This window comes from Providencia sp. PROV188, assembly GCF_027595165.1.
GTDB classification, from domain to species: domain Bacteria; phylum Pseudomonadota; class Gammaproteobacteria; order Enterobacterales; family Enterobacteriaceae; genus Providencia; species Providencia lanzhouensis.
Genome location: NZ_CP097291.1, coordinates 101,757 through 128,622 on the forward strand (window position 1 = coordinate 101,757; position 26,866 = coordinate 128,622).

Below are 26,866 nucleotides of genomic sequence, written 5' to 3' on the forward strand. Positions count from 1 at the left end.
TTCTAGGATATCACCAAGATGATTTTCGGTATGAAATGGCAAGGTACAGATAAAAAAATAGCCAGCATATGCTGGCTAAAGTAAACACTGGAAGCAATGTGAGCAATGTCGTACCTCCTACAAGAGACTGACTAAGTTAAGTCGCCTGCGGAAGATGTGATAATGATAATAGTTATCACTATCGTTTGTAAAGAGTTATTTTTAACCAATTTTAGATTTATTTAAACTCAATGCTCAACTGCCTGATTTGGTTGAAATTAAATAATATCCATTATTTTTCAATGGATTAAATAATTTCATAAAAGCGTGCGCGATTAAGCTTGATGGAGCAAGTTTTCCGCACAAGCAGAAGCGGAACTCCACGCCCATTGGAAATTGTATCCCCCTAACCAACCCGTCACATCCATCACTTCGCCAATAAAATAAAGTCCGGGAGACTTGAGCGATTCCATGGTTTTGGATGAAATTTCATGGGTATCAACGCCACCAAGAGTCACTTCCGCAGTACGATAACCTTCTGTGCCGTTAGGTTGTACTTGCCAGTTATGCAACAAGTCATCAAGAGCATCAATCTGTGCGTGGGTGAGTTGTTTGAGTGGGCAATCTGGAATCTGTCCAAGTTGTTGTAAGACCTCAATTAAGCGTTTAGGTAACAGTGTCGCTAAGGTATTTTTGAGCGATTGATTAGGGCGCTGTTGTTTCTCATTGGTCAGAAATTCCCCCAATGAAATCTCTGGAAGTAAGTTAATACTCACATACTCGCCGGGTTGCCAGTAATTCGAAATTTGTAAAATTGCCGGACCTGATAGTCCCCTGTGAGTGAACAGGATATTTTCTTTAAATAGCACACCGCTGGCGGATGTGACGGTTGCCGCCACGGAAACCCCAGAAAGGGCTTGAAGTGCTTCAAGTAGAGGTTTGTGTAAGGTAAAAGGAACGAGTGCAGCACGGGTAGGGATGATGCTGTGCCCAAATTGCTCGGCAAGTCGATAACCAAACGGAGTTGCTCCTAAGCCTGGCATTGAAAGTCCGCCAGTTGCAACCACCAGTAAGCGAGTACTTACTTGATCTCCGTTCACCGTGACAACATAGCCGTCATCCGTTTTGTCGACTTGGGTGACTTCACTGCGTAGCTTGATAGTGACATTGGGCTGATCACACTCACTTTTCAGCATATCGACGATATCTTGCGCACTATTATCGCAAAATAGCTGTCCTAGGGTCTTTTCGTGATAAGGAATCTGATATTTGCCAACAAGCTCAATAAAATCCCATTGTGTATAGCGAGCAAGTGCTGACTTACAAAAATGAGGGTTAGTCGAGAGATAGTTATTGTGATCGGCGTACATATTGGTGAAATTACAGCGTCCACCGCCGGACATCAAAATTTTACGCCCTAATTTTTTACCGTTATCCAGTACAAGGGTATTTAAACCGCGCTTACCAGCGAGTGAAGCGCAAAATAATCCGGCCGCGCCTGCACCTAAAATAATAACGTCAATATTTCTCACAATCAGGGTTCTCTATATATATTTGATTTTTATCGTAATTACGAATATTTATGCCGCTATTTTACGCGATTTAACGTAGGTTGTAATGCAGCGGATCATCGAAGAATTAATGAAAAGTATGGTAGACGTATTATAATTAGGAAAAATCGCGAAAAAAGACTATTTCCCCCAGATTTTCACAAATTATCATAAAAAAAGTTTCAAAAATTCAGAATAACTTTAATTGTGGTAACTGGATGATATTAAAGGGATAGTTTGTATTTGATGATTTTTTGATTGGTATTTAAATCAAAAAAAGGTCAGATTTCGCTTCCACCGCTAGCGTTTGTCACTGATAATGCGCCGCGTTCATGTCCAACCAATAATGGCTTAACGTCTATGCTACATCTTTTTACAGGTTTAGAATTTTACACAGGTCTATTGTTAGTTCTAGCACTGTTATTTGTGCTGTTCTATGAGGCGATTAACGGATTCCATGATACTGCTAACGCGGTCGCAACGGTGATTTACACCCGAGCAATGCGCGCTCAGTTCGCGGTTGTCATGGCCGGGGTATTTAACTTTTTCGGTGTCTTGCTGGGAGGGCTGAGCGTGGCATATGCCATTGTTCATCTTTTACCAACAGACCTTCTCCTTAACGTGAGCTCTGCTCACGGCCTTGCAATGGTCTTTTCATTGCTACTGGCTGCTATCATCTGGAACCTTGGAACCTGGTATTTAGGTATTCCAGCATCAAGCTCTCACACGCTGATCGGTGCCATTATCGGTGTTGGTTTAACCAATGCGATAGTGACTGATACATCGGTGGTTGATGCGCTGAATATTCCTAAAATGATCAGTATTTTCATGTCCTTAATTCTTTCTCCGGCTATCGGTTTTGTGATTGCAGGGCTGATGATTTTCATGTTGCGCCGTTATTGGAGCGGAACGAAAAAACGTCGCCGTATTCACTTAACGCCAGCTGAGCGTGAGAAGAAAGATGGTAAACGCAAACCACCATTTTGGACGCGTACTGCATTGATCCTGTCTGCTGTCGGCGTGAGCTTCTCTCACGGCGCGAATGATGGGCAAAAAGGTATCGGTCTGATTATGCTGGTGTTAATTGGTGTTGCACCAGCAGGCTTCGTCGTTAACATGAATTCAAACGGTTATGATATCGCGAGAACACATGATGCGGTGGTTCATCTGCAACAATACTATGAAACACATAAACCAGCCTTAAACCACGCAATTGAAAATACGCCTATGATGGCGGAGAACAAGCCAGAAGAAGGCGAGTTCCATTGTGACAGTTCGCGTACGCCAATTATCTTAAATCAAGCTCAGAAGATGCTCAGCGGCATTCAGAGCTATGATGAGTTAACACCTGATCAGCGCAACCAAACTCGTCGCCTGTTAATGTGTATCTCCGATACTGCGAATGCTGTGGCGAAGTTACCAGAAACTAGCGCAAAAGATGCGAGCTTACTGAAAAAGCTGAGTAATGACCTGCTGTATACTGTTGAGTATGCACCGTTATGGATTATCGTTGCCGTTGCGTTAGCACTGGCACTGGGTACCATGTTCGGTTGGCAGCGTGTTGCGGTGACTATCGGTGAGAAAATCGGTAAGAAAGGTATGACTTACGCACAAGGCGTATCGGCTCAGGTCACTGCGGCGGTATCTATCGGTGTGGCAAGTTATACAGGTATGCCTGTTTCAACAACCCAAGTTCTCTCTTCTGCGGTAGCGGGTACGATGGTAGTTGATGGTGGTGGTGTTCAGAGTAAAACTATTAAGAGCATTGCGCTTGCATGGTTACTGACGCTTCCTGTTTCCATCATTCTGTCCGGTGTACTGTACTGGATTGCGCTGAAGATTATCTAATCAGCGGTAGGGAGCCCAGTTAGGGCTTCCTGCACACTCTAAGCATAAGCATTCTAAAATAGTGATGATCGGTTTCCGGTCATCACTATTTTTTTGCCTTGAATAAAGGGAATAACAAACGCGAGGTTAATTGGCTATCACCATATAGACCAAACTCACAACGACTAAAATGCTTAATCGGCTGATCAACATAAACTGCTTGCGAATACGTTCACAACGGAATATTACATCAGGATCGTAGTGCTCAAGGTACTGTTTGGTATTGATATAACGGACAAGGCGCAATTGCTTGTTAAGCTGACCGTGAGTCGTGAAAAAGCCATTACCATCAACGGATTGATAAAGTAGAGGATCCGAATCCCTCAGAATAGATAATAAAACGCGAATAGAAGAAAAATAGCGCATCATATTTAAGATGCACAAAATGCAGAGTGCCCAAAATAATGCAATTACACTGAACATAATCCCCTCCTTAGAACGAACCTAAATTGCCCCGTTGTCACTAAAGGAAATACCGCCAAAATATTGCACTAACATCATTTATTTTCATTGTAGGGCATGTCGTTACTTAAACACAATTCATTGCTTAAAAAAAGTGCAGATGGTTCAAATTTTGACTTCAAAAAAGTGGGAGTCATAAACTGTTAATTTACAGATTGTTGATTACACTTACTGGCATTGCGGTAATTCGAATTTTGAACTGATATATATTAATATTGAATGAATGATGTTATTGTTTTATCAAATGTTCTGTCTTTTAATCCTTAAAAATTAATCTGCTAGATGTGATCAAAACGACACTTAGTTATCGCGATTAGCAGGTATAGTATATTCATAAGATATTGGTGAACGTCGTTAACCACCAGTTAAATCAGCATTTGGAAGGAGTTTACTTATGGCTTATAAACATATTCTTGTCGCGGTTGATTTATCACCTGAAAGTAAAGTTTTACTGGATAAAGCAGTTTCTATGGCGAAACCGTACGGAGCCAAAGTCTCTATGATCCATGTTGATGTTAATTACTCGGATCTGTACACCGGCCTTATCGATGTGAATTTAGGTGATATGCAACAACGCATCACTGACGAAACTCGTAATTCACTAAGAGACCTTTCCGCAGGTGCGGGTTATGACATCCAAGAAACCCTTAGCGGTAGCGGTGACTTAGGTCAGGTGTTAGTGGATGCTATCAAAAAATACGACATGGACTTAGTTGTCTGCGGACATCACCAAGATTTCTGGAGCAAGCTGATGTCTTCGGCTCGCCAGCTAATCAATACTGTTCATGTGGATATGCTGATTGTTCCACTGAATGACGAAGAAGAATAATTCTTCATCGATAAATTGAAATATTATTCACTGAAAACGCCTGCTTATGCAGGCGTTTTTTTTGCGGCAAAATAATCGTCTGAAGGGAGTGATTGGCAGGTCAAGCAATTTTTTTTTCAAATGAGTAAAAAAAAACCTTGAATTGAGAATATAAACTAATGATATATTCAATAGGCAAACACAAATCGACCTCACATTTCCTAAAAAAAAAGATAAGAAATAGTGAGGCACCTCACAACAATATCCACATTGAAAAAGGAAGACAAAGATGGCTCAAACACTATCTTCATTCTTGGAGTCTGTCCAAAAAAGAGATCCTTCACAGCCTGAATTCCTACAAGCAGTGCGTGAAGTATTCACTTCTCTTTGGCCTTTCATTGAACAAAATTCAAAATATCGCGATCAAGCACTTCTCGAACGCTTCGTTGAGCCAGAAAGAGTGATCCAGTTCCGCGTATGTTGGATGGACGATCAAGGAAAGGTGCAAGTTAACCGCGCATGGCGTGTTCAATTCAGCTCTGCGATTGGTCCATTCAAAGGCGGCATGCGTTTCCACCCATCCGTTAACTTATCCATCCTGAAATTCTTAGGCTTCGAACAAACCCTCAAAAATGCACTCACAACCCTACCAATGGGCGGAGCAAAAGGCGGTTCTGACTTTGATCCTAAAGGAAAAAGCCATGGTGAAGTGATGCGTTTCTGCCAAGCATTAATGACAGAACTTTATCGCCACTTAGGGGCTGATACTGACGTTCCTGCTGGTGATATCGGTGTGGGCGGTCGTGAAGTTGGCTTTATGACTGGGATGATGAAAAAACTGTCTAATGACACCTCTTGCGTTTTCACCGGTAAAGGTCTGTCATTTGGTGGTAGCTTAATTCGTCCAGAAGCAACCGGTTACGGTCTTGTTTACTTCACTGACGCGATGCTCAAACGCCACGGTTTAGGTTTTGAAGGCATGCGAGTGGCTGTTTCAGGTTCGGGTAACGTTGCTCAATACACCATTGAAAAATGTATGGAATTAGGTGCAAAAGTCGTTACTGCATCCGACTCTAGCGGTACTGTCGTGGATGAAGCCGGTTTCACCCCTGAAAAACTTGCACGCTTAGAAGCTATTAAAAACAACTACGGTCGTGTTGAAGAATACGCGAAAGAGTTTGGTTTAACTTACTTAGCGGGTAAACAACCTTGGGGCGTTCCAGTGGATATCGCACTGCCATGTGCAACACAGAACGAACTGGATGTAGATGCGGCTAAAGTGCTGATCCAAAATGGCGTTAAAGCTGTCGCGGAAGGCGCAAACATGCCAACCACTATTCCTGCAACTGAGCTATTCCTTGAAGCAGGTGTTCTATTTGCTCCTGGTAAAGCAGCTAACGCTGGCGGTGTTGCAACTTCAGGTCTGGAAATGGCGCAGAACGCAGCACGCTTAAGCTGGAAAGCAGAAAAAGTGGATACGCGTTTACACCACATTATGTTGGACATTCACCACCACTGTGTTGAATTCGGTGGCGAAGCCAAACAAACCAACTACGTCCAAGGCGCGAACATTGCTGGCTTTGTTAAAGTCGCTGACGCTATGTTTGCACAAGGCGTTGTGTAAGGTTTAACTCAAAACGTAAGCGAAAGGGCGGTCGTACAAGTTTGTCGCTGTGATAAACCGTACAAACGCCCTTCGCCGTTACGTTTTAATCGCTGTGTTTAATACAGGGATAGATATCGAATCGATGGCTTTTGGTTGTGACTGCTGAAGGTGCTTTTTGCCCCGCAAGCGGTTCGGCGTAATCAGGTCGCTTAACCACAACACGGCGTTTTGCCAGCGCAATGGCTGGTGCCAGTAAAGAATCTGCATCATCATCAGCCCCGACCAATGACTGAAACACCCGCATCTCTTTCTTCACTAATGCACTTTTTTGCCGATGTGGGTACATCGGGTCGAGGTAAATTACGTCCGGCGCTTCAGTAATTTCGGCTAATGCGGTAATGCTCGATGCGTGGATCAGTGACATTCGTGATTGTAGCCATTCCCCGATTTCAGGGTCTTGATAACCACGTTGTAAACCATCATCAAGCAGTGCAGCTACCACTGGATGACGCTCTAACATCCGTACTTTACAGCCCAAAGCCGCCAGTACAAAAGCATCGCGCCCTAAACCGGCTGTCGCATCAATTACATCGGGCAGATACTCTTTTTTGATCCCCACCGCTTTAGCAACCGCCTCACCGCGTCCACCACCAAATTTACGGCGATGCGCCATCGCGCCTGAGACAAAATCCACAAAGATGCCGCCTAATTTTGGTTCATCCATTTTGCGTAATTGCAGGTTTTCGGGGGTTAACACCAATGCCATCAAGGCGTCAGGTGTATGTGTGAGTTGCCATTTTTCAGCAAGTTGATTGAGAGTGCCAATATCGGCACCCTCTTCACAGATTAATTGGATAGCAATATTTTCAGCCATGAATACCGTAGCTCTTCAACATCGCATCTAATTCTGGTTTACGACCACGGAAACGCTCGAACAGTACCATAGGCGCTTCAGAACCCCCGCGACTTAAAATATTGTCGAGGAAGGATTGACCAGTTTGGCGATTAAAAATGCCTTCTTCAGAGAAGCGAGAGAACGCATCAGCAGCCAACACATCCGCCCATAAATAGCTGTAATAACCCGCTGCGTAGCCGCCGGCAAAAATGTGGCTAAATGCGTGCGGGAAACGCCCCCATTTTGGTGATGGTACCACGGCAACTTTTTCTTTGATGGCATACAGCGTTGGCATCACTTGCGCGCCTTTTGCTGGGTCATATTCCGCGTGTAAGGTGAAATCAAACAGACCAAATTCAAGCTGGCGCAGTACAAACATCGCCGACTGGTAGTTTTTCGCGGCTAACATGCTTTGTAGCATATCGGCTGGCAAAGGTTCGCCAGTTTCATAGTGACCAGAGATAAACTCAAGGGCTTCAGGTTCCCAGCACCAGTTCTCCATAAATTGGCTTGGTAATTCAACGGCATCCCATGGAACCCCATTGATACCCGCCACATCGGCAACATCAATCTGGGTCAGCATATGGTGTAGACCATGACCAAATTCGTGGAACAGGGTGATGACTTCATCGTGGGTAAATAAAGCAGGCTTATCCCCTAGCGGCTTATTAAAGTTACAAGTTAAATAAGCCACAGGATTTTGCAGTGAACCATCTTTATGCACCATACGACCCACGCAATCATCCATCCATGCACCGCCGCGTTTGTGCTCGCGAGCATATAAATCGAGATAGAAGCTACCGCGTAGGGTATTGGTATCATCATACAGTTCGAAGAAACGGACATCATTGTGCCAAGTTTCAACATCCTGGCGCTCTTTAGCCGTTAAACCATAAATACGGTGAACGACTTCAAACAGCCCATTTAACACGCGCTGCTCTGGGAAATAAGGGCGCAATTGCTCATCATTAAGTGAGAATTTATGCTGTTTTTGTTTTTCGCTGTAATAGGCTAAATCCCAAGATTCGAGGGTTTCAACACCATAATTTTCTTTCGCGAATGCGGTCAGTTCCGCGAGTTCTTCTTTACCTTGCTGATGAGCGCGGTTTGCTAAATCATTCAGGAAACCTAAAACTTGCTCAGGGGATTCTGCCATTTTGGTGGCGAGGGATTTTTCGGCAAAGTTTTTAAAACCAAGCAGTTGAGCCAGCTCATGGCGTAACGCCATTAACTCATCGATAAGTTCGCTGTTATCCCATTTACCTGCGTTTGGACCTTGGTCGGAGGCGCGAGTGCTATAGGCATAGCTCATTTCGCGGCGTAGCTCTGCATTATCGGCGTAGGTCATGACAGGCAGGTAGCTTGGCATATCTAAAGTCAGTAAATAACCTTCTTCACCTTTAGATTCCGCCATGGCTTTTGCTGCGGCGATGGCGCTTTCTGGCATGCCTGCCAGCTCGCTTTCATCTTTAATGAGTTTTGACCAACCCATTGTGGAATCTAGGACGTTATTACCAAACTTAGAGGCGATCTCCGATAAACGTGCGACGATTTCACCATAACGTTGCTGTTTTTCAGCAGGTAAACCAATACCGGACAGTTCAAAATCACGCAGGGTATTTTCGATAGATTTACGTTGAGCTTGGCTTAATTGATTAAATCCAGCGTCTTCTTTGAGGGATTTATAAGCTTGATACAGTGGCTCATGTTGTCCCATCCATGTACTGAATTCGGACAGTAATGGGAGGCATTGCTCATAAGCTTCACGTAGCTCAGGGCTATTTTTAACAGAATGCAGATGGCTTACTGGGGACCAAACGCGGGAGAGTTTATCGCTCGCTTCTTCTAATGGTTGGCACAGGTTGTCCCAAGTATAGTGGCTGTTGGCTGCCAGAATATTTTCAACGGTTTGGCGATATTCGCCTAAAACATGTTCAACTGCCGGGAAAATATGTGCAGGTTCAATATGTTCAAAACGGGGTAATGCGGAATCGGCTAATAATGAGTTTGTCATAAAAAAACATCCTTGAATGCAGGCTTGCGCTCGGGAGCCAAGGCTTACTGTGCTGACAATGAAAGTGTTGGCGGGGTGACTATTTGTGAAATCAGCGCGCCGTATGTAGACATGAATAAGTATATGGGGGCAATTGTATAAACCTCAATATCACATTTGTGCTTTTTGTTATCAGTTTTTGAGAATGGCGTGGCATTATTGGCGTGTATCAATAATTTGAATGGTTGTTCTCACAATACCTTGGAAAATAAATAATTCAGTTTATAATCGAACACCTACCAAATAGAGGAAGATCGTCGTCTCCGGTGAGGCGGCTGGATTTCAAATCCAGTTGGGGCTGCCAGCAGTCCCGGGCAGGTTCGACTCCTGTGATCTTCCGCCACTTTTCTCCCTCTATCTTCGTATTAATACCATTTTTTGTAGTTTGTCTTAATCTATAAAGACTTGCTCAAAACTCAATCATCCTGAAGTTCCGGATAGTTCGATTAGAGGGAAATGGTCAGGTTTCCAGAGAGGTCGATTACTATAGTTTACTTGCCATTCTTATGGTCGGTTACCGCGTCCGTTCTGTTCGCAGCACACAATTTGTCAGAGAACTGCACGCTTTCCAATATAGAAACCGCGCATTTTTTAATCTAGGCAAAACACGATCTAAGACAAATTTTTCTTATTAAAAATCAGTCTTAGAAAAACCGGTCATAGCATCCAACTCCATTTCGCGACCTAATGCTGTCATTGGGTGGACAATAACGAGGCCTCGTACGGATTTCTTCAGTTTGCCCATATCCGCTTGCTCTTTCTTTGTGATAGGGCGCTTGAATGGCATATCCATCAATTTCTGTGCTTCTTTACTTAGCTTCTTGTTACGCATTTCTTTCAGACGAGCGATTTCAACTTCCAGCGTCGCTTTTTCTTTTTCGAGCTCGGCGTATTTTTCCGCTTGGGTCGACAGTTGCATACTTGCCATTTGGTGACGAATAAGGTCTAAGCGGTCGCTAAGCGTTTTAATCTGTGTTTTTTCAGTTTCTTTCATCATTAATTAACCGTGAATAAATTTCCTGCCGGCAAGTATACATCATTCCGCATAAGAGGGCGAAAGGGGATAGCACCTATTAAGGCTCATCATCAAAATACGGTTATTTGCGATTTATCTATCACTATTTCACTGCTTATTTTTACTCAAAAACCAATTCGAAGCATGGTGAGTTGAATTATCAGCGGACAATTATTTCTTTTTCATAATGATTTTGTTCACCGGAATCATCAATGAGGCTAAACAGTATCTTGTTATTAGTATTATCTTTTTTAATTTCAGTCTGTTGCTCCGAAAAGGGGGGCAATAACATGGTCGGTAGTTGTTCTTCTGTTTTACCCATTTGTAGTTTATTGAACGTAATATAAAAAGGGGTGGGGTTTTTGATAGTTAAGCGTTGGCTTCCTTTATCTAACGTAAATTGGATTTGATCGCTTATTTCACCAATGGTCGCGTTAAGGTTATCAGGTCGGTAAAAGACCTTAATTTGTAGCCTGACTGCGACATTGATAATACTGGCATTGCCTTTTTCATTGTCAGGGGTCGGTGTGATTTCATATAAATTTAGCCAATAAAGTGATTCTCTGTCTGTTGAAGATGGCATAAATTTATTAACTAACCGAATGTATTTTAATTCGTTTTCATTAAGGCGGAAAATAGTAGGAATAGCAATGACAGGAGAGTGACTTGCTTTTTCTGGTGTGCCATCGGGAGCCCCATCATCAACCCAGCTTTGGATAATAACTGGGTATTTACTGGTATTTTTAATGGGCAATGTTGCTTCTCTTTGAGAATGCTTGATGATAACCCGTGAGCCTTCAATCATCATTGCTGCCTGACTATAAGAAGAAAGCAAGATCATTAACGCGAATAAGGTAGATTTCATTGTCATTGAACCTGAATAATCACTTGAACAGTTGCATCAAACTTTCCGGGTTTGACGACTTTACCTGGGATCTTTTCAAGTGAGGCATTGACTGTTTTAGAATACGTCGTCACGCCATTGACTACACCAACAGAAATAGCATCGGTCAGAACAGGGTACCACCCATTAGCCGCTCCTTGACCGGTGTTTGATAAAGACGATAGGTAATTTAAAGCCGTGCCGTTCAGTTGATACAATCTAACCCCGACGCCTGTTGCAATGTTTGGCATGCCATACCCATTTGACAGTAAATGCGTGACTCCGGATCCCGAACTAACGGTTAAGTTTTCTTGAATGGCAGAGGTAATATTTGCTGGGTTAGGTAAAAAACCCATCGCAGTTTGTGTATTTGCGGTTCCGCTGACAAACCCTGAAAGTCCGCTATTTGCAGGGGAGCCGGATTGGCACTGAAATCGAATATTAATAGGCGCGGTGACTTTCACATTATTATCGATCTCATTCTTAGAGATTAATGGGAAAAATACATTTGGTGTCACGTTTTCAACCATACAAGTGGCGGCTCGTCTAACAACGATGTTTTGGTGCAAATTAATGGCTCCGGGCCAATATAGATACCAACCATTATAGTAGTATGCGGAATCTGCATTCTCCGTTACGTTTAAAGAGCATTGCTTACATTTAAACGCCGTATAGGTAGAAGGTTGAGTCCAAGAAACAGTCCCCGTTGTTACGCTTGGCACGGGAACTCCTGAACCATAGTCAATTTTAAATAACTCTATGCTTGAGTCGGAAAAGTTTTTGGCTTTAACCAGAATCCAACCTTGGCTATCTCTATCTAGATTTGTTAGTGGGCGAGATTTCCAATAGCGAGAAAAATACTCCCCTGTATTGACATTCTTAACTCTAATTCCGACACCATTAACGATGGTTGTATAGGTCTGATCGAGCCCTAAAGCAGGGTTAGCTTGATACATGCCAGCATATGCTGAATCACCATTGGTGGCATAGAATTCTTTTAAAAACCCATCTTCATCAGCGGTGCAACGAAATAAAATTTGTTCCGGTTCATAACGTGCAGAACCTGAATCTAAAAAAGAAACATATCCTGTAGCGATTAAAGACCCTAAAGGTTGAAAGTTATTATTATTAATATTAATAACTCTTGGCGTTGTACCCATTGTACCCGATGAATCCGTAGACCCTCCCCAAGCACCAGCCGTTCCCTTTCCAGGTTCGGTATAATATACGCTACCAGAGTTCGTATTTATTGATGTGATTCGATAGCATGTTGCGAATGTATAGGTAGTAAAAGAAGAAAGTAGCAGGGCTAGCAATATTTTTGCAAAAGAAGATGTTGTCATTTTAATCGCCTTTACTTACTCGCAAGTTTCATTTAATAAAATAAGACTCAATGCTTTTTTGTCATCAGGAATGTTGTACGTTACGTGGCAATCGCCTAATTGCTGGGCAACGGATAGAGTGCCATTCAATTGTTCAACTCGAGCGTATATCTGATTTCCTTGTCCTACTAATCCAACGACTTGTTTGTTGGCATCATAAACGTCTGCACCCAGAGGTAATGATATAGATTGAGGTATAGAAATAAGGATAGGATAACCTACGGATGTATTAAACTTCAGTTTTACGTTGGCACCTGCGTAAGGTGCAATTTTTTGGGAGTTTTCAGCTAATGCAACATGATTATCCTCAATTTCTTTACTGTCTAAGCCAACGTTATTGTATTGATAAGGGATGAGAGACGGGATAATTGCATATCCGAACCTATCAATTGAAGCGCCAGAACCATTAATCACTCTAGCCCCTTTAGCGCCTTGCGCTTCAACTAACGCAAATGTGTCGCTAACATACGGACCCATGGTGACTCCTCCACCATGAGCAACGATGGCTCCCCTAGCAGAAAGGCTGCCTTGAGTATAATTTTCACCTTTAGATACACTGCCGGAAATTGTCGCTTCAGGAAATTGTTTCGTTAAATGAATTCCTGAGCTTACATTTCTATTATTCGCATCATAGTCGGCATTCACGCTGTAACTGAGTGTTTGGTCTTCTCCCATAATTCCAGATAGGTTGGCTTGATAGCTGGAATTACTGTCGCTATTTGTACCACCGAGCATCAGCATAGGAGAGTCATAGCTCCCTCCCAGAGGGACTGAAACCGTGAACATCACGATTTTATCGGTTTTTGAATTATCACGTTGATCACTATACGTGTAATTGTCGTTAACATGTCCAACTTTTTGTTGGCTATAAACAATACTGTATCCAATATTTTTATATGTGTTTGAATACCCTAGTTGGAATTGAGTATCGCGTTCACGGTTACCATAATAATTATTGATTGAACCCGATGTAAAAACTTGTCCCCACTCCCCTAAAGATTGGTTGATGTGTAGCACCATTTGGCTTTCTTGTTTATAGGTATTGGAGTTCCAGACTTCATTTTCTGATTTCATTCCTCTCACACCTAAAACATCAGCTAATTCACGAAACCCTTCAGTTGAATATTTATAGCCAGCTAATGTAATAATCGTATTTGTTGTCGACAAAGTACGGCTGTAATTTATGCCAACTCGCGCGCCCTGATGAGTTTCACCATTGATATCAGCATTAGAAAAGGCGGATTGTAGCCCAAAAGCACCAAATTGAGTCGCAAGTACTGTTCCAACAGAAGCCGCATAGTATTTATCTGCTGCACGGATACCACTGCTTAGCGTTAGCATGTTTGTTAAACCATGCTGAAAAGATGCATCAACAAACCGATTATTTATTCGGTTGAAATTCTTCAATTCACCCATCGCGATAGCATAGCGAGTATATCCTGGGCGAACAGACTCAGGTACGGCAGAGAAAGGCACAACAAATGATGTTACCTTGTCATTTGCTTCTTGAACTTCAACAAGCAGGTCGCCTTCATAGCTGGTTGGGTATAAATCTGTGATTTCAAATTGGCCTGGAGATACCGTCGTTTGGTAGATTTCAACGCCATTTTGCTTTACTGAGACGCGAGCGGTTGTTGTGGCGACACCACGGATAACGGGCGCATATCCTTTTTGCGAGTCAGGCAGCATCCGATCATCTGAAATTAACTGAATGCCTCTAAATGAAAGGCTGCCAAAAATTGAACCAGCGGTAGATATTTCACCAACTAACAATTGCGATTTTAGTGAAACAATAGGACGTTGCAGATAAGTTCTTATCCAATTAAATTTCGTTTTTTTGCCATTATTATTTTCTGTCGATGTGTAATTCATTGATGCTTGTTGGCGAAACTGCCATAAACCTAAATTTATTCCCCCGTTGAAACTGGCAAACGCATAATCAGAGTTGTACCCTTTGGACTTATTTTTGTAATAGTTGGTATCATAATTAGCGAAAAGCATCGCTGTTCCAGCATTTAAGCTACTTTCCGGGACAAATCCTTTAGCATCTTGTTTGATATAAATCTGTGGAATGAGGAGATTTAATCTTAAATTAGAAGAGTCAAAACTCACTTTAGCGTCAGGGATAATGTCTTGAATAAACAAGCATTGGGCGGATTCTGTTTCTATGGAAGCATTGGCTTTTTTGAGCAAAATGCCCATAGACTCTAATTCTTCAGGTGAAAAACATGGAGAGGTGGTATCTGTCTTATCTAACTTGAACTCAACCTCTTTTTTTTCATAGAAGTTACTGTTAACAAAAAGATTGACTAAATATTGCCCTGTTGGGACATAGTTATTCTCACTAAATTTATTAATATCAATATTTTGCCCTCCACCTAGTAACATACTTTGGTCAAAGACAAATGATTGCTCATGATGTTGAGCATTAGCTTTAGAGATAAATAAAACAGCAATAAAGCAATAAGATGCAATCTTGTATTTAAACGATAGGTTTTCTCTCCTTAAATAGGAACAACGTCTGATTGTCATCTTATTTTTATCCACTAATTATATTTATACGTGTATTCGACATTACCACCCAAATCGTTGGTAAATGAGAATATGACTTTGTCTTGCTTGGAATTTATGGTTTTTTCATCTTTAAGCGGCAATTTTTTACTGGCAAATGGCGGGATCATTGTTGGTATTAATTCTATTTTTTCACCTGCTTGACCGAATACTTTTACAGAGTTCAATGATAAAAAATAAGGTGAGTTGTTCTTAACTTCGATACCTGAAGACGTTATGCCTGAAAATGAGATATGTTTCCCTATGTCATCGGCTCCTGAGGAGAGTGATGTTGGACGGTAGAAAATTTTAATACGATGGCGAATTAAAAAAGAAAGTTCATTCTCACTTGAAGCAGCATCGCGAGGAGGAATTTGCACTAAATTTAAATAAAATAGGGATTCCTTATCTTGAGGTAAACTTCCTCCGGTATAAATTAAGTTCGCGTCTCTACCTGTATTTGGCTCAATACGAAATACTGTCGGTTGAACAATGAAAGGGCCATCTGCATCGGCTGGTGTTGAATTCGGATTATCGATATCCGTCCAGATTTGCATGATATAGGGGGTATTGTCGTTATTCTTTAATTTTAATGTTTCTGACTTGGTATCTGACAGATAAACAACACGAGTTTTTAACATCGTGACAGATGCTGATGCGCTTGAAACAAAGGCAGAAATAAAAAGAATAAAAAAAATAAATTTTTTCATTATTTGGCTCTTTTTATAAAAACAATCTCTCTTCTTTTTGAGAAGAGAGATTAGGGGCTTAATTATAAGAAATAGAATATTGAACACTTCCTAACACAGTACCCGCTTCAGCCTGACCTTCAGCATAATAACGAACGGCATAGTCATGAGTTGCCGATTTTTCATTTTGTTTTAATACTAATCCAGCATTAGATTTAGTACCTGTTACATCAAGTGCGGCTTTACTACCAGTTGGTTCAATGAGTTCTAAAGAAACATTAGTTGCCGTACCAGTATTACCAACGCGGTTACTGGATGTAATATTGTTAGCAACAAAAATGGTGTTGATATTTGTATCTGTAGTTGTCGATCCTGTACAGCCACTCACTGCGATGGTAAATGGTGTTTCACCAGCAGTACTACCTGATGATGCTAGGTCTTTCTTTGATACTGTTGGCAATAAAACAACAGGTAACGCGGTGTTTCCATTAATTGTTACAGTACATGTTTCATCAGCAACTTCGCCTTGAAAACGTATTGTATTATTAGAAGCAGCTATTGCATTAGAAGAAACAATACAGGCTGCGATAACTAAATATTTATTCATGATTACATTCTCTCCATTCAAAAATATGTAATTTTTATTTGCTTACAAAAAAGTATTAAATTGATACAAGAAAAACTAATACATTATTTATTAAAGATGCTAAAAGCCATCTCATTAATAAGTTAATGAGAGATGTTTAAAGGAGATGTTTAATTTTTCTTTGTTAGGAAAATAAAGTTATAAGAATGAATTTCATTTCTTTATTATCGTTACCACATTTAAAAATGTATCCCTATAAATACAAGGAAATTTAAATCAAAAAAATATTAACATAACTAATACTCACTTAAAAGGTGTGAAAAACAAATTTAGGGATGTAAATACTTTCAATTTGAAACAATTAAACATATTTTGATACAAAATCTTAAAGCATAAAAATAATTAATGATAAATAAGTGATGCTTATTATTCTGAAAAATCAAAAGGCTAATTAAATAAATAAAAATGAATCACTCTAAGTTAACTTAGTTAGACTAATTTAAATTTAGGATAAGTAGAAAAACGTATGTAATAAATTTTTTAGTAAAAAATGTTTCCGCCTAAAAATTAAGATAATTCTTAATTCGTTATATAGAAAAGTAATAAAAAGCAATTTTTGATGGTGCATCTAATAAGGTGGCTCGCTTTCTATGTACCTTATATTTCTTTTTGAATGTATCTGAATGTTGAGATGAAAATAATTTAAATTGTTGGTGGTGTTATTGTATTTAGTTGTTTTTATTGGAATTATATTCGGTTTTTAATTTTTTATTGATTGGGTTTTCTTGGGGGAGGTAATGATTATTTTTAATATATTAAATACTCGTTTTATTGGTAAAAATATGTCTTAAACATGAAGTTTAATAAGACTTAATACTTTAGTTTTAAAAGTCAGTAAGAGAATTTTAATAGTGATACTGAAGGGTATTAATAGCATCTCATTTAATGTATGACCCTTGATTAAAATTCAATGCTAATATTTAGTATCAGCCAGTTATATTAAGGTAACTAAATTATATTGATTAAACCATTATCACATTAAAATTAACTAATTAATTTGGTAATGATAAAATAATATGCTAGTTTTGATTTTGTGAGGGTAATGTTTAAGTTTATTATTTAATGTTAATTTTATGATGTGATTTTGTTTCTTAATGCTTGAGGTTTTTTAAAATAACATTTTATGGTGAAGAGATACAAAGGACTTCCCAATGAAATATAAAATTATCTACAAAGACCAAATTATTGGGATGAGCGAACTTGAAAAAAGTGACCCGCCAATGGGATTTGTCTTTGGTGAATTAGTACCAACACCGTTTTATAAACCCAATATCAGTACCGTGAGCTGCAAACTGTATTGCAGTGATACCCATGAAGAGATCCTTTGTAAATCTATCATGATTGAAGATCATTCAGACAAGTTTGGTGAGCAATACATCGAGGTAACGGTTTTAGTCGAGTCAGCAGAAGAGTTCGAGAAATTTTTTAAGCATCATCTAGACGCTTATGAAGAACAATTTATCTCAGAAGAATAGTGGAGAATGGCTGTAACCATCTCTTTAGATACAATTTAAAGAGATGGTTAATTTTTAAAGGGAAGGAAAATAATTTAAATGATGATCAGCCGATTTAGTTATTATTTAGAATAATCACTGTTTGACCAGAAAACTTACCTAGGTTATTCCCAATCAATGGTGACAGTGGCGGTGGCAGAAGCGGCGCCAGATTTAAAGCCTTCTCCAAGCGCACAGAGGCTAAAACGGTAAGGGACTTGGTGTGAACCGACGGTAAGTCCACCTAAATCCACGACATTTCCTGGTTCAGGGTTTGTGCTGGGATCAAAATATATTCCGTCAGAGCTGCATGCTGATTTGATTGATTTAATTGACGCTCGTACGGTTGCAGGAGCAACTTCACCGGTGGCATCCATCGTCATTTTTAAGTCATTCGCATAACCTTGAGTGTTTCCCTTAAGTGTTAATTTAGCAGGAGTAACAGCGTTATTATCACCTGTGCAATTTATGGAAAAATTCCCATCAGCTACCCCTAAAACATCCTTACGATTCCCCCCTGGTGTACCGGAAGTATTGCCTTCCCAATCCCAAACATTGACCTTACCGAAATCAATCTTAGGCGGGGTGTTAATGGTACACATCATTGGTTTCTCAATAGTAATAGTGCTATTACTAATAGTAAAAATTTTCGAGGCAATAGAACCCGACTCTTTACGCCAATAATAGTCGGGGATCACATAAGTACCAGCTGACGCTGATGGTGAAATATACAAAGAGTAACGTACATTGACACTGCTTGCCCCTGTATATTGATTATCTGACGGTGGTACAACCCCTGATGAACATAATCCAGTACTAAGGATATTCAGAGTATTAGTCAAACTATATGGAACACCACCACTTCCATTAAAACTAATAGTAAAGTTTTTTGTTGCGTTTGAATTAGTCGTTGCCTTAGTGGTACCTGTAACAGCACCATCAATTATCAATAATATTCCCTCTGCAATTTTTAACCCACTATATCCATCAATCGTAGTAAATGTAGGATAGTTTTCCGGATACGAACAACTACCACTATTACTGATTGTTGATATAGATATTGCGGTAGGGTAAACGTAATTATAAGGCGACCAATTACCACCCCCTACTTCAAGATTTTCGCTTTGCAATCCGACATCAGGTATCAAAGTACTTTTGCCTGATATGGCGGACCAAGTTTCTGCTGCGATAGCTATATTATAGTGACTACTGAAAATATAAAAAATTGCTAATATGTAAGACCTTAATATCATTAACTTACTTTTCTCATACAACAATTTCCAAGCCGTGCCCAAATAAGTGTTATTACGAGAATACGATTCATTCTTATGCATAATAGTGCTCCTCCGCTGGTGTCTGTCGCCAGCATTTTTGATGATCTAATTGCATTATTTTTCTCCTACTGGTGACTATAACTAACGCGTTTCTGGTGTATTCGATACCATAGGCTGAGCTTGCGGTTGCCCACTGACACAGCGATAAGAGACTTGACGGATTGGCATATCCGCGGAGACATCAACATGGCGTAAATCGAATTTCACCTGACATTGCTGTGCGGCTGTCTCTCCCCACTTCACTAACAATTCCCCGGTTTCTGGTAATCCCGTCAGGTACACCTGCCCGGCATCCCCCACAATGCTGCTCATGTTGTCAGCGCTGTTATCGGAGGTTAAGGTTGCAATCGCCCCAAAGGGCACATATTTGGCCCCCTGTTTTAAGGTCATGAGCACTTGGTAGCCGATACGGGTACGGAAACTGGCTTTCACCACTGCGCCTTTGGTGGGGTAAACGTTGGTATTGGATTGCGGTAAATCGACGTTTTCAGGCAGCGTGCTTGGGTCTAAGCCAATGCTGTTTTTGTTATAGTCGGAAAGATAAGGCGCCACGGCGTAGCCGCGCCAATCGGTCACGGCGGTTCCGCCATTAACACTGACGCCTTCGGCACCCGGTGCACTAATCAGTGCGACAGAGTCCCCCATCGAACGACTTAACGTCAGCCCTTCTGAATGAAGCAAGGCGCCGCCGCTGGCATTCATATTGATTGACTGAGAATTATTGCTATAACTATAACCGGTACTGATACTGCCTTTATCGCCTTGGTAGCCCGCATTTAGGTTGGTGTTGGCGATTTGCCCTTTATTTCCCCAGCTTTGTGATGCGCCATAAGACAGCTTGCCATCCATAAAGCTGCCGCTCAGGCCGCTATTATTTTGCGTGCGTCCATTTTGGTCATGACTCATGGAGTAGGTGGCATAAATCGACTGCAAATTACGGTCTTGAGTAAATACACTGAACGGCACGCTTAAGTTGAAGGAGAGCTGGCGGTTTTCCGGCCAGTTATTACGGCTGTCTTTCACGCGGTCGATATTGTAGTTCACACCGTAACTGACCCCTTTAAAGCTGTTGCTGTAGCCCATGGATAAACCCGTTAAGGTTCGGCTGCTGCCCCAGTAATCATCGCGGTTAGCACGAAAATGCAGTGAGCCATACTGTTGCATCTGTTGGCTGAGCTGGGTTTGGAAGCTGCTGCGACGACGTTGCAACGTCCACGGGTTAAGACCCTCTTCAAGGCGATAACCTTGGCTGTTAAATTCGCTAAAATTATAGAAATGCTCGGTGGAGTAACGTAATGCGGTTAAATCCACCGACGTACCGGTTGCCATTAAGCTTTTTGAATAACGGATACGGTAAGATTGCCCCGTTTTTCGCTCGCTAGAGCTGGTAACTGGGTTGGAATAAGTAAATTTAGCCGATGAGTGCGTGACGTCCGTGGAGACAGCACCGAAGTCACCTAAAGAGACTCCTGTTCCTAAACTCAGAGATTGATAATCTTTTGCCAGCAAGGCGCCGCCATACACCGTGACATCGTTATGCAGCCCATAAACAGCAGTACCGAGAATAAAGTCAGAACGACGTGAGCTGGTGGTCAAGTTGCCATTGTAACGACCAGAGGCCACTTCGTATTTCCAGCCACCGGGGCGCAGCATCACGGGTAAAGATGAGTAGGGCACCACAAACTGGCGTTCAGCGCCATCGGCTTCGGTGACTGTGACGTCATAATCCCCGGATAAGCCCGCTTGCTGGATATCATTGATATAAAAGGGCCCTGGAGCCACATAGGCTTCATACACGATATTGCCATTTTGGCGAATAGTGACGCGAGCGTTGCTGTTGGCAACACCACTGATCGCCGGCGCATAGCCGCGTAATTGGCTTGGCAGCATTTGCTCGTTAGAGGTTAGCTGCACGCCCTTAAAGGGCACACCATCAAACACATCGCTGCCCGTGCTGCTTTCACCGACTAACAATGTCGAGCGCAATGCCCGAATATCCCGTGATAGGGTGGTATTGGAAAAGTAGGTTTGGGTGTTGGTCGTGGCCGATTGGTTCTCGCTCCCGCTGTATTCGAAACGGGAGTGGGTGAGGTTACTGCGCAGACGCCACGGCCCTGCATTGGCACCCAATCGTGCGGACGCAAAGACGTTGGTATTTTGATTTTTTTTGCCGTGGTCATAGCGGCTCGTGGTGCGACCGGCGCTGACGTTATAGTTCGCCATGAGTGCCGGAATGCCATCGTCCCATAATGACGGATCCGCATTACGGTTGACTTGAGATTGCATCGCCACTTGCGGCACGCTGATGTTTAATCGTAAGCGTGACAAATCTAATCGGGTTGTCGCTTGTGGGATCAGGGCGCCTAAATCTGAAATAAACTCGCCGTTAGGTAAGTCTTTCAGGACAGGAATTTGCGACACATTGACCCCAAATGTGTCGAGCTGCTCAGGGGTTAATTCCGGTGCGATTTCACCGTGGGTATTTTTGATAAAATTAAGCGTGAATTGCCCCACGTCCTGTTGGTTCACAAATACGGAAACGGTGTATTCCCCTTCGGCAACGCCACCGGCTTGTGAGAAGGCGGATAAATCCACGTCTGTGTTTTCACCTGCAACCCCTAAAAAACTGGGATCAAAGTAATCTTCGGCCTGTGTTGGCGCGACCGCCAATAGCAATACACACGCCAGCGGGTGATAACGGAAAAAAGGGATTTTTGGCTGATTTTCAGCAATTTTATGGGCTTTTTTCATGATCTTCCTTTATCTTGCGAATGCAAGAATCCCCCCTTGCCAATGCGCATCGGGTGAATGTGTTTTATCTGTCGGGTGTGGTTACATTGCTGAGAGTTGGCGTGTTCTCATTTTGTCGGCTCCGCCATCGTCTTCCATGAGCTGCCAATGAATGTCGCTTCCCATATGGCTGGCATCAAGGGGCCACTGCGCCTCCCCAAAGGGGGGGATCATGCGTGAGGAACTTAAATTCAGGGCGTTCTTCCCCACCGACAGTGACGCTAACGTGACATAAAAAGGCGTCGGGTTTTTCAGGGTTAGCGTGTTTTTTGTACGCTGAAATTGCAGCTGTTCGGCGATGTTGTCGAGATGATGTTCCGGTAATCCGCGCGGGGCGATAAACAGCTTCAGATTATTTTGTACGGCAAGGATCATTTGCGCGCCTTCCGCCGCCTCTTTTGATTGCGCGGGGATCGCCGTCAGTGACAACTGCGCAATCGACTCTTTATCTTGCGCGAGTAAATGATGTTTTTGAAGAATGCGCATGTGAGTGTTTTCACCCGGTTCGAAGCGCTGTAACGGCGGTAAAGCAATGAATGCCGTCAAATTTTCATCGGCGGCTTCGGTATTCTCGTTCGCCGTTTTGCTTGATGAATTCCTTCCCACGGCAAGAGGCGCGCCTGCAATAAATACGGTATCGCCGTATTATTGGTGTAGTGTACGTCACCCCGTTTTTGGCATCATGGGGGTAGATAATACGGGTTGAATGCAGTGTCAGCCCATTAATTTGGTCTTGGATGTTATTTGCCAACACAGGTTGGGTAAAAAGTGCTACCCATAGAGCGACACCGCTAACCAAACGAGATAACACAGGCTTTGTCACATTCAATAACTTAATGTTGTTCATCGCGAATATCTCCTGATTGAACCTTCCCCTGATACGCGGGGCTCATATCCCCATAATCCGTAATCACTCTCCACTCTGCACGTGTAGCACCGCCTTTGACGGGATAAGTGTGGGTGGAGAAGGGCGCAATCATAGGCCCCAGTCCTCGTACATCAATGGGATGCTGATCCACACTCAATTGTGCCAAGGTTATGTAATACGGCGTTGGGTTACTGACTTCGAGCTGTTGACCTTGCTGGCGAAACGTCAGTTGGCTTGAAGCGGTTTCGACACTCATGGGTAACCCTTTCGGGCGATAAAACAGTTTGATCACGTTGCGGATCCCCACCGAAACTTGCGCACTGGTCATCTCACCTTCGGGGGCATTCGCTTTTGTGGTGGAAGGGATCGCTAATAAGCTTAAATAAAACACGGATTCTCGGTCTGTCGGCAGCTCTGCGGTACCATTACGCACAATGAGCAGCGTATTTTGGCTCTCTTTTTCTAAGCGAGACATGGGTGGGGTCACAATAAACGGGGGCGCGGGTTTGTGGGCATTCCCCTCTGGCGTATTGAGGACGTCAGCTTTGATTAAGTAGACCTGCGGGCTGCTGTTTTTAATAGCAATTCTGGCATTTGGGTTTGCCGCATCGAACACGACACGCGTTTGAGCCAAGCGTAAACCGCCTTCAGTAGCGGAAGCCAAGGCTGAAAAAACACCCCATATCAATACAATAATAAGCGTGTGAGAGTAAGAAAAACGATTCGAAAACATACTGATTACCCAATTAGTCATATACGAAGCTAAACGTGACGGTTGCGATAAGTTCACCGTTTTGCAAATTGTCACTGGCCGTGCAGGTGCCGCAGGCAAGCACGGCAGTAAAATCAAGTGAGCTGTTTAATCTTGCGACATCGCTGGTTCCATCCGATGGCCATGTTTTGATGGTGATCACCTCATTGCCGGGTTTCGCAGTATTGTCATTGGCATTAAAAAGCGTATTTCCGGGGGTGGATAGCTTAATGCCATAGCCTTTTGCGGTGCTGGATGCATCGGCATACAGCGATTCATTGTTATCTGCGGTGAACGTGTTCCCTTTGACCGCAATTCTGGGTGTTAAAAAATAGCCCTGGCACCCTGAGAGGGTTAACGTGAATCCGCTACGTTGCGGATTTTTCAGAATTTCATCGTAGGGCAGTGGTGCGCCATTGTTATACGTGACGGTATTTGGCACCGTCACATCGCAGCTACCACCATAAAAAAAGGCGGAAAAGGAGAGGGTGGTTGAGGCACTGCCTGCCTGTAATTCACTGGCTGGTAATAGCAACCCTACAATCACGCTAAAGAAAGACAGTTTTCGTATCATTGTTATTAACGGCCTTCAAAATCAGTGATAGAAAAAATTAAATGTTAATGAGGCGGTTAACTCGCCGCCTTGTAAGTTATTGGCAGTACAGGTTCCACAACTGACGGTTGCCTTCAGTGGGATGGTTCCATTCAATGTGCTGGCAAAGGTTTTATTCCATTCTTTGGTGGTGAGAGCCGTGATTTTTTTATCCGTTGCCAGGTTGTCACTACCTTCGAAGTTAGTATTGCCAGCCGTCGACAATAAAATGCCATAGCCTGTACTGGTGCTGCCGGGACTCACAAACAGCGCTTCACCGGAGGCACTATCGGTGTCCCCTTCGAGGGTTATCGAGGGGGTTAACCCGTAACCTTTACAGCCAAGAATGGTGAGGTCAAAGGTTTCGCTGATATCACTGGTGGTGGTGATCTCTTCAGCAGGAATCAGATCCCCGTTACGAATCGAAACAGTTGAGGGCGCGGTAATTTGGCAGCCACCACCGACAATGCTGGCACTGATTTTAGTGGTGGCCGAGGTTGCCGCTATCGCGGATTGCCCCAGACTTGCCGCATACAATGCAGTGGGGATGAGCAGGGAATAGAGTGACTTTTGAGTCAGTGTCATGATGATTTCCTATTTTTAGGTCTTACTGAAAAATAAGGTTAAACGTCAATGAGGCTGAGAATTCACCAGGAATGGCTTCCCCATCCACGGGCCCCACTAAACCCACGAGAAAAGTCTCTTCGGTTTGGTGATGGTTCTCTTTGGTCAGTGGCGTTAAGGCAATCTGTTCACCGCGTTTAAAGGCTTTGCTTGTGTCATAAAAATCACTCAGGGAGAGCGGCGTGCCATCACTGAGGCGTAACATAAACCCTGTGCTATTTGGGGTACCATCCAAGAAAATCGTGCTTTCGTTATAGGGGGTATTTCCCTGTAACGTAATCTTGGGGGTGAGATTTCCCGTTTTATCCACACAGATAAATTGCGCTTTCAAGGGCTTAATTTGATGTGTGGTTATCGCGCCTTGAAAATCGGATGTGCGCATCGGGGTAAATTGCAATGAGTTGGGAATGCGAATTTCGCACCCAACATCATCGGTAATGAGCGCTCTAATCTCGGTTTTTTCGGCCAGTGCCATGTGCCATCCGTTAAGTAAAACGGCGAAAAAAAACATGCATAATTTATTGAATTTGCGCATGAAACTCGTCCTTTCCGCCATAGTCATTAATGGCTTTCCATTCAACCGAGCCTTGTCGTTGAACATGGGAATAGGTGATGCTGCTAAACGGCGCAATCATGTTATTTCCCTTTTTGGTACTCAGAGAAACGGGCTTATTGGCAATTTTTAAGCTGTCTAAGGTGATGTAGTACGGGGACGGATTGGACACTTGAACCCCATTATTTACACTCGAAAATTTCAGCGATTTCATGGCTTGTGGCTGGGTCATGCCTAACTGATTCGGGCGATAAAACAGCTTAATGATGTTTCCCGTCGACACTTGTACGGCACCATCAATATGATTTTGTGGGGCATTCAATCCTTTTTCGCTGGTCGGCATGGCGATGGTACGAAAATAAAAAACAGATTCTTTATCTTGCGGGAGCGCCACACTGTTTTTCATTATACGGACTTGATTGGTCGACCCTTTTTCTAAGCGGAATAAGGAGGGCGTCACCACAAAAGGGGTTTCTCCTTGATCGCCATAGGGGTCACGCAACATTTGTGCTTTGACTAAATAAGGCGTGAGTGACTGGCTTGAGCTGGTGATACCCACACTTTTTCCGGTGGTGTTATCACTTTCTGAAAAGATAATTCGAGTGGTGTCGATAGCGATCCCGGCTATCGATGAACCTGATAGCAATAGCAAGCCACCGCAGATCCCTTGCATTAGTCGGTTATTTCGCATTTGTCTATCCTCATAGTTTTCGTGGCAGAATATAGGTAAGACGGAGCCCGCCTTACCTCAATCGACTGAGTTAATTAAATCGAATTAGTCAACGATATAAGCCACTAAGATGGGTGCGCTGTAGGAACCTGCTTCAGGTGCATCTGTTGTTGTTGCCATACCAACTTTGAAGGTGTATTGCGCGTCAGTATTTTCTGCACCAATACCAAATGCGATTTTTTCGCCATTAGTGACAGTTTTATTCGCTTCGTTTTCAATCATAAAACCAACGGTTTTCGAATCGTCAGAAACAAAGAGGTTACGTTCGTTGTTACCTACGGAAGTAATCCCTTGAATGATCAAGTTGCCCTTTTCACCCTTGGTGCAACCGACTAAAGTCACTGGCATATCAACGGTTGTAGAGGACATTGCATTGACTGTGGTAAAGTCTGAACCTGCACCCACAGAGGTTTTTAAGACACCCACGTTTAAGACTGATTTACCGCCATTGATGGTGACATCACAGGTGGTGTTGGTTAGGATCCCTTGCAGAGTCACTTCTGCAGAAGGTGCTGCCATTGCATTTAAACTTACACAGGAAGCGCCAGCAAATAATGTTGTTAACGCTAATTTTTTAAAAGCCATATTGAAATTCCTTTATATATAAAAACGAAATAAAACATACTTCAAGAAATCTGTGAAAGTGGTGATATCTTTACCCACATTCACAGTAAAAACAGATGCGCTCATTAAACTAACAGCAAGCGCATCTACAATGATTTTTCA

25 protein-coding genes and 1 tRNA gene are annotated in these 26,866 nt (G+C 42.6%); 6 read left to right on the forward strand and 20 right to left on the reverse strand.

Annotated elements, in window-relative coordinates; all coding sequences use genetic code 11:
* Positions 1–314: 314 nt before the first annotated feature.
* Positions 315–1,511 (reverse strand): NAD(P)/FAD-dependent oxidoreductase, encoded by a 1,197-nt coding sequence (locus M5X66_RS00430; protein WP_036950085.1) that lies wholly within the window; start codon positions 1,509–1,511, stop codon positions 315–317.
* 378 nt (positions 1,512–1,889) lie between these two features.
* On the opposite strand from M5X66_RS00430, the gene pitA reads away from it, so the two are divergent.
* The gene (gene pitA, locus M5X66_RS00435) at positions 1,890–3,377 is read left to right on the forward strand and encodes an inorganic phosphate transporter PitA (RefSeq protein ID WP_036950148.1); all 1,488 of its coding nucleotides are present in this window, start codon (positions 1,890–1,892) and stop codon (positions 3,375–3,377) included.
* Between the two features lie 126 nt (positions 3,378–3,503).
* Here pitA and uspB read toward each other — a convergent pair whose 3' ends face one another.
* Positions 3,504–3,839: a universal stress protein UspB gene (uspB, locus tag M5X66_RS00440; RefSeq protein ID WP_036950083.1), complete on the reverse strand. Its 336-nt coding sequence runs from the start codon at positions 3,837–3,839 to the stop codon at positions 3,504–3,506.
* Between the two features lie 433 nt (positions 3,840–4,272).
* Here uspB and uspA point away from each other — a divergent pair, with 433 nt between their 5' ends.
* Both uspA and gdhA read left to right on the forward strand, forming a co-directional pair.
* Complete coding sequence (gene uspA, locus M5X66_RS00445) at positions 4,273–4,707, forward strand: universal stress protein UspA (protein ID WP_036950081.1); 435 nt, start codon at positions 4,273–4,275, stop codon at positions 4,705–4,707.
* A gap of 268 nt (positions 4,708–4,975) precedes the next feature.
* Positions 4,976–6,310, forward strand: a complete 1,335-nt coding sequence (gdhA, locus tag M5X66_RS00450; protein WP_036950079.1) for an NADP-specific glutamate dehydrogenase — start codon at positions 4,976–4,978, stop codon at positions 6,308–6,310.
* An 85-nt stretch (positions 6,311–6,395) separates the two neighbouring features.
* On the opposite strand, the gene rsmJ is transcribed toward gdhA, so the two are convergent.
* Both rsmJ and prlC read right to left on the reverse strand, forming a co-directional pair.
* Positions 6,396–7,166: a 16S rRNA (guanine(1516)-N(2))-methyltransferase RsmJ gene (rsmJ, locus tag M5X66_RS00455; protein ID WP_036950077.1), complete on the reverse strand. Its 771-nt coding sequence runs from the start codon at positions 7,164–7,166 to the stop codon at positions 6,396–6,398.
* Positions 7,159–9,201 carry an oligopeptidase A gene (gene prlC, locus M5X66_RS00460; protein ID WP_036950074.1) on the reverse strand — a complete coding sequence of 681 codons (2,043 nt, stop codon included), beginning with the start codon at positions 9,199–9,201 and terminating at the stop codon, positions 7,159–7,161. Before prlC ends, rsmJ begins: the two co-directional genes overlap by 8 nt.
* Positions 9,202–9,488: 287 nt before the next feature.
* On the opposite strand from prlC, the gene M5X66_RS00465 reads away from it, so the two are divergent.
* Both M5X66_RS00465 and rhuM read left to right on the forward strand, forming a co-directional pair.
* A tRNA-Sec gene (locus tag M5X66_RS00465) sits at positions 9,489–9,583 on the forward strand.
* Positions 9,584–9,677: 94 nt separating this feature from the next.
* Entirely contained in the window at positions 9,678–9,875 is a 198-nt protein-coding gene (gene rhuM, locus M5X66_RS18835; RefSeq protein WP_430248549.1) for a RhuM family protein, read from the forward strand.
* Here the strand turns inward: rhuM and M5X66_RS00475 are convergent.
* From M5X66_RS00475 to M5X66_RS00500, 6 genes are all read right to left on the reverse strand, one after another.
* Positions 9,872–10,234 (reverse strand): YibL family ribosome-associated protein, encoded by a 363-nt coding sequence (locus M5X66_RS00475; RefSeq protein ID WP_036950146.1) that lies wholly within the window; start codon positions 10,232–10,234, stop codon positions 9,872–9,874. The genes rhuM and M5X66_RS00475 overlap by 4 nt on opposite strands.
* A gap of 181 nt (positions 10,235–10,415) precedes the next feature.
* Positions 10,416–11,120, reverse strand: coding sequence for a fimbrial biogenesis chaperone (locus tag M5X66_RS00480; RefSeq protein ID WP_051422591.1), 705 nt, complete (start codon positions 11,118–11,120; stop codon positions 10,416–10,418).
* Positions 11,121–11,122: 2 nt separating this feature from the next.
* Positions 11,123–12,481, reverse strand: a complete 1,359-nt coding sequence (locus tag M5X66_RS18635) for a fimbrial protein (protein WP_036950069.1) — start codon at positions 12,479–12,481, stop codon at positions 11,123–11,125.
* A 15-nt stretch (positions 12,482–12,496) separates the two neighbouring features.
* Entirely contained in the window at positions 12,497–15,052 is a 2,556-nt protein-coding gene (locus M5X66_RS00490; protein WP_051422589.1) for a fimbria/pilus outer membrane usher protein, read from the reverse strand.
* Between the two features lie 14 nt (positions 15,053–15,066).
* Positions 15,067–15,780: a fimbrial biogenesis chaperone gene (locus tag M5X66_RS00495; RefSeq protein WP_154610015.1), complete on the reverse strand. Its 714-nt coding sequence runs from the start codon at positions 15,778–15,780 to the stop codon at positions 15,067–15,069.
* 58 nt (positions 15,781–15,838) lie between these two features.
* Positions 15,839–16,366 carry a fimbrial protein gene (locus tag M5X66_RS00500; protein ID WP_036950066.1) on the reverse strand — a complete coding sequence of 176 codons (528 nt, stop codon included), beginning with the start codon at positions 16,364–16,366 and terminating at the stop codon, positions 15,839–15,841.
* Between the two features lie 1,190 nt (positions 16,367–17,556).
* Here M5X66_RS00500 and M5X66_RS00505 point away from each other — a divergent pair.
* The gene (locus tag M5X66_RS00505; protein WP_154599738.1) at positions 17,557–17,880 is read left to right on the forward strand and encodes a hypothetical protein; all 324 of its coding nucleotides are present in this window, start codon (positions 17,557–17,559) and stop codon (positions 17,878–17,880) included.
* A 143-nt stretch (positions 17,881–18,023) separates the two neighbouring features.
* Here the strand turns inward: M5X66_RS00505 and M5X66_RS00510 are convergent, their stop codons facing one another.
* The 10 genes from M5X66_RS00510 to M5X66_RS00555 form a co-directional block, all read right to left on the reverse strand.
* Positions 18,024–19,232: a hypothetical protein gene (locus tag M5X66_RS00510; protein WP_154609962.1), complete on the reverse strand. Its 1,209-nt coding sequence runs from the start codon at positions 19,230–19,232 to the stop codon at positions 18,024–18,026.
* 81 nt (positions 19,233–19,313) lie between these two features.
* Positions 19,314–21,983 (reverse strand): fimbria/pilus outer membrane usher protein, encoded by a 2,670-nt coding sequence (locus M5X66_RS00515; RefSeq protein ID WP_270103790.1) that lies wholly within the window; start codon positions 21,981–21,983, stop codon positions 19,314–19,316.
* Between the two features lie 81 nt (positions 21,984–22,064).
* Positions 22,065–22,628, reverse strand: coding sequence for a fimbrial biogenesis chaperone (locus M5X66_RS00520; protein ID WP_270103791.1), 564 nt, complete (start codon positions 22,626–22,628; stop codon positions 22,065–22,067).
* A complete protein-coding gene (locus M5X66_RS18640; RefSeq protein WP_270103792.1) occupies positions 22,573–22,869 on the reverse strand; it encodes a hypothetical protein in 297 nt (98 codons plus the stop codon). The genes M5X66_RS00520 and M5X66_RS18640 overlap by 56 nt, the downstream gene beginning before the upstream one ends.
* Positions 22,856–23,623: a fimbrial biogenesis chaperone gene (locus M5X66_RS00530; protein ID WP_270103793.1), complete on the reverse strand. Its 768-nt coding sequence runs from the start codon at positions 23,621–23,623 to the stop codon at positions 22,856–22,858. The genes M5X66_RS18640 and M5X66_RS00530 overlap by 14 nt, the downstream gene beginning before the upstream one ends.
* Before the next feature lie 13 nt (positions 23,624–23,636).
* Positions 23,637–24,215: a fimbrial protein gene (locus tag M5X66_RS18645; RefSeq protein WP_270103794.1), complete on the reverse strand. Its 579-nt coding sequence runs from the start codon at positions 24,213–24,215 to the stop codon at positions 23,637–23,639.
* 21 nt (positions 24,216–24,236) lie between these two features.
* A complete protein-coding gene (locus M5X66_RS18650) occupies positions 24,237–24,818 on the reverse strand; it encodes a fimbrial protein (RefSeq protein WP_108479724.1) in 582 nt (193 codons plus the stop codon).
* Positions 24,819–24,840: 22 nt separating this feature from the next.
* Positions 24,841–25,332, reverse strand: a complete 492-nt coding sequence (locus M5X66_RS00545; RefSeq protein ID WP_270103795.1) for a fimbrial protein — start codon at positions 25,330–25,332, stop codon at positions 24,841–24,843.
* 43 nt (positions 25,333–25,375) lie between these two features.
* Positions 25,376–26,101, reverse strand: coding sequence for a fimbrial biogenesis chaperone (locus M5X66_RS00550; protein ID WP_270103796.1), 726 nt, complete (start codon positions 26,099–26,101; stop codon positions 25,376–25,378).
* A gap of 84 nt (positions 26,102–26,185) precedes the next feature.
* On the reverse strand, positions 26,186–26,725 hold the full coding sequence (locus M5X66_RS00555; protein ID WP_270103797.1) for a type 1 fimbrial protein: 540 nt from the start codon (positions 26,723–26,725) through the stop codon (positions 26,186–26,188).
* Between the last annotated feature and the right edge of the window lie 141 nt (positions 26,726–26,866).

Coding starts and splice junctions, on each gene's coding strand:
- M5X66_RS00480 (WP_051422591.1), bottom strand. CDS start 11,120: ATGAAATCTACCTTATTCGCGTTAATGATCTTGCTTTCTTCTTATAGT.
- M5X66_RS00550 (WP_270103796.1), bottom strand. CDS start 26,101: ATGCGAAATAACCGACTAATGCAAGGGATCTGCGGTGGCTTGCTATTG.
- M5X66_RS18640 (WP_270103792.1), bottom strand. CDS start 22,869: ATGAACAACATTAAGTTATTGAATGTGACAAAGCCTGTGTTATCTCGT.
- M5X66_RS00500 (WP_036950066.1), bottom strand. CDS start 16,366: ATGAATAAATATTTAGTTATCGCAGCCTGTATTGTTTCTTCTAATGCA.
- M5X66_RS00495 (WP_154610015.1), bottom strand. CDS start 15,780: ATGAAAAAATTTATTTTTTTTATTCTTTTTATTTCTGCCTTTGTTTCA.
- M5X66_RS00475 (WP_036950146.1), bottom strand. CDS start 10,234: ATGAAAGAAACTGAAAAAACACAGATTAAAACGCTTAGCGACCGCTTA.
- uspB (WP_036950083.1), bottom strand. CDS start 3,839: ATGTTCAGTGTAATTGCATTATTTTGGGCACTCTGCATTTTGTGCATC.
- M5X66_RS00510 (WP_154609962.1), bottom strand. CDS start 19,232: ATGCATAAGAATGAATCGTATTCTCGTAATAACACTTATTTGGGCACG.
- M5X66_RS00530 (WP_270103793.1), bottom strand. CDS start 23,623: ATGTTTTCGAATCGTTTTTCTTACTCTCACACGCTTATTATTGTATTG.
- M5X66_RS18645 (WP_270103794.1), bottom strand. CDS start 24,215: ATGATACGAAAACTGTCTTTCTTTAGCGTGATTGTAGGGTTGCTATTA.
- gdhA (WP_036950079.1), top strand. CDS start 4,976: ATGGCTCAAACACTATCTTCATTCTTGGAGTCTGTCCAAAAAAGAGAT.
- M5X66_RS00545 (WP_270103795.1), bottom strand. CDS start 25,332: ATGGCACTGGCCGAAAAAACCGAGATTAGAGCGCTCATTACCGATGAT.
- M5X66_RS00505 (WP_154599738.1), top strand. CDS start 17,557: ATGAAATATAAAATTATCTACAAAGACCAAATTATTGGGATGAGCGAA.
- M5X66_RS18650 (WP_108479724.1), bottom strand. CDS start 24,818: ATGACACTGACTCAAAAGTCACTCTATTCCCTGCTCATCCCCACTGCA.
- M5X66_RS00555 (WP_270103797.1), bottom strand. CDS start 26,725: ATGGCTTTTAAAAAATTAGCGTTAACAACATTATTTGCTGGCGCTTCC.
- rsmJ (WP_036950077.1), bottom strand. CDS start 7,166: ATGGCTGAAAATATTGCTATCCAATTAATCTGTGAAGAGGGTGCCGAT.
- M5X66_RS18635 (WP_036950069.1), bottom strand. CDS start 12,481: ATGACAACATCTTCTTTTGCAAAAATATTGCTAGCCCTGCTACTTTCT.
- prlC (WP_036950074.1), bottom strand. CDS start 9,201: ATGACAAACTCATTATTAGCCGATTCCGCATTACCCCGTTTTGAACAT.
- pitA (WP_036950148.1), top strand. CDS start 1,890: ATGCTACATCTTTTTACAGGTTTAGAATTTTACACAGGTCTATTGTTA.
- uspA (WP_036950081.1), top strand. CDS start 4,273: ATGGCTTATAAACATATTCTTGTCGCGGTTGATTTATCACCTGAAAGT.
- M5X66_RS00490 (WP_051422589.1), bottom strand. CDS start 15,052: ATGACAATCAGACGTTGTTCCTATTTAAGGAGAGAAAACCTATCGTTT.
- M5X66_RS00515 (WP_270103790.1), bottom strand. CDS start 21,983: ATGAAAAAAGCCCATAAAATTGCTGAAAATCAGCCAAAAATCCCTTTT.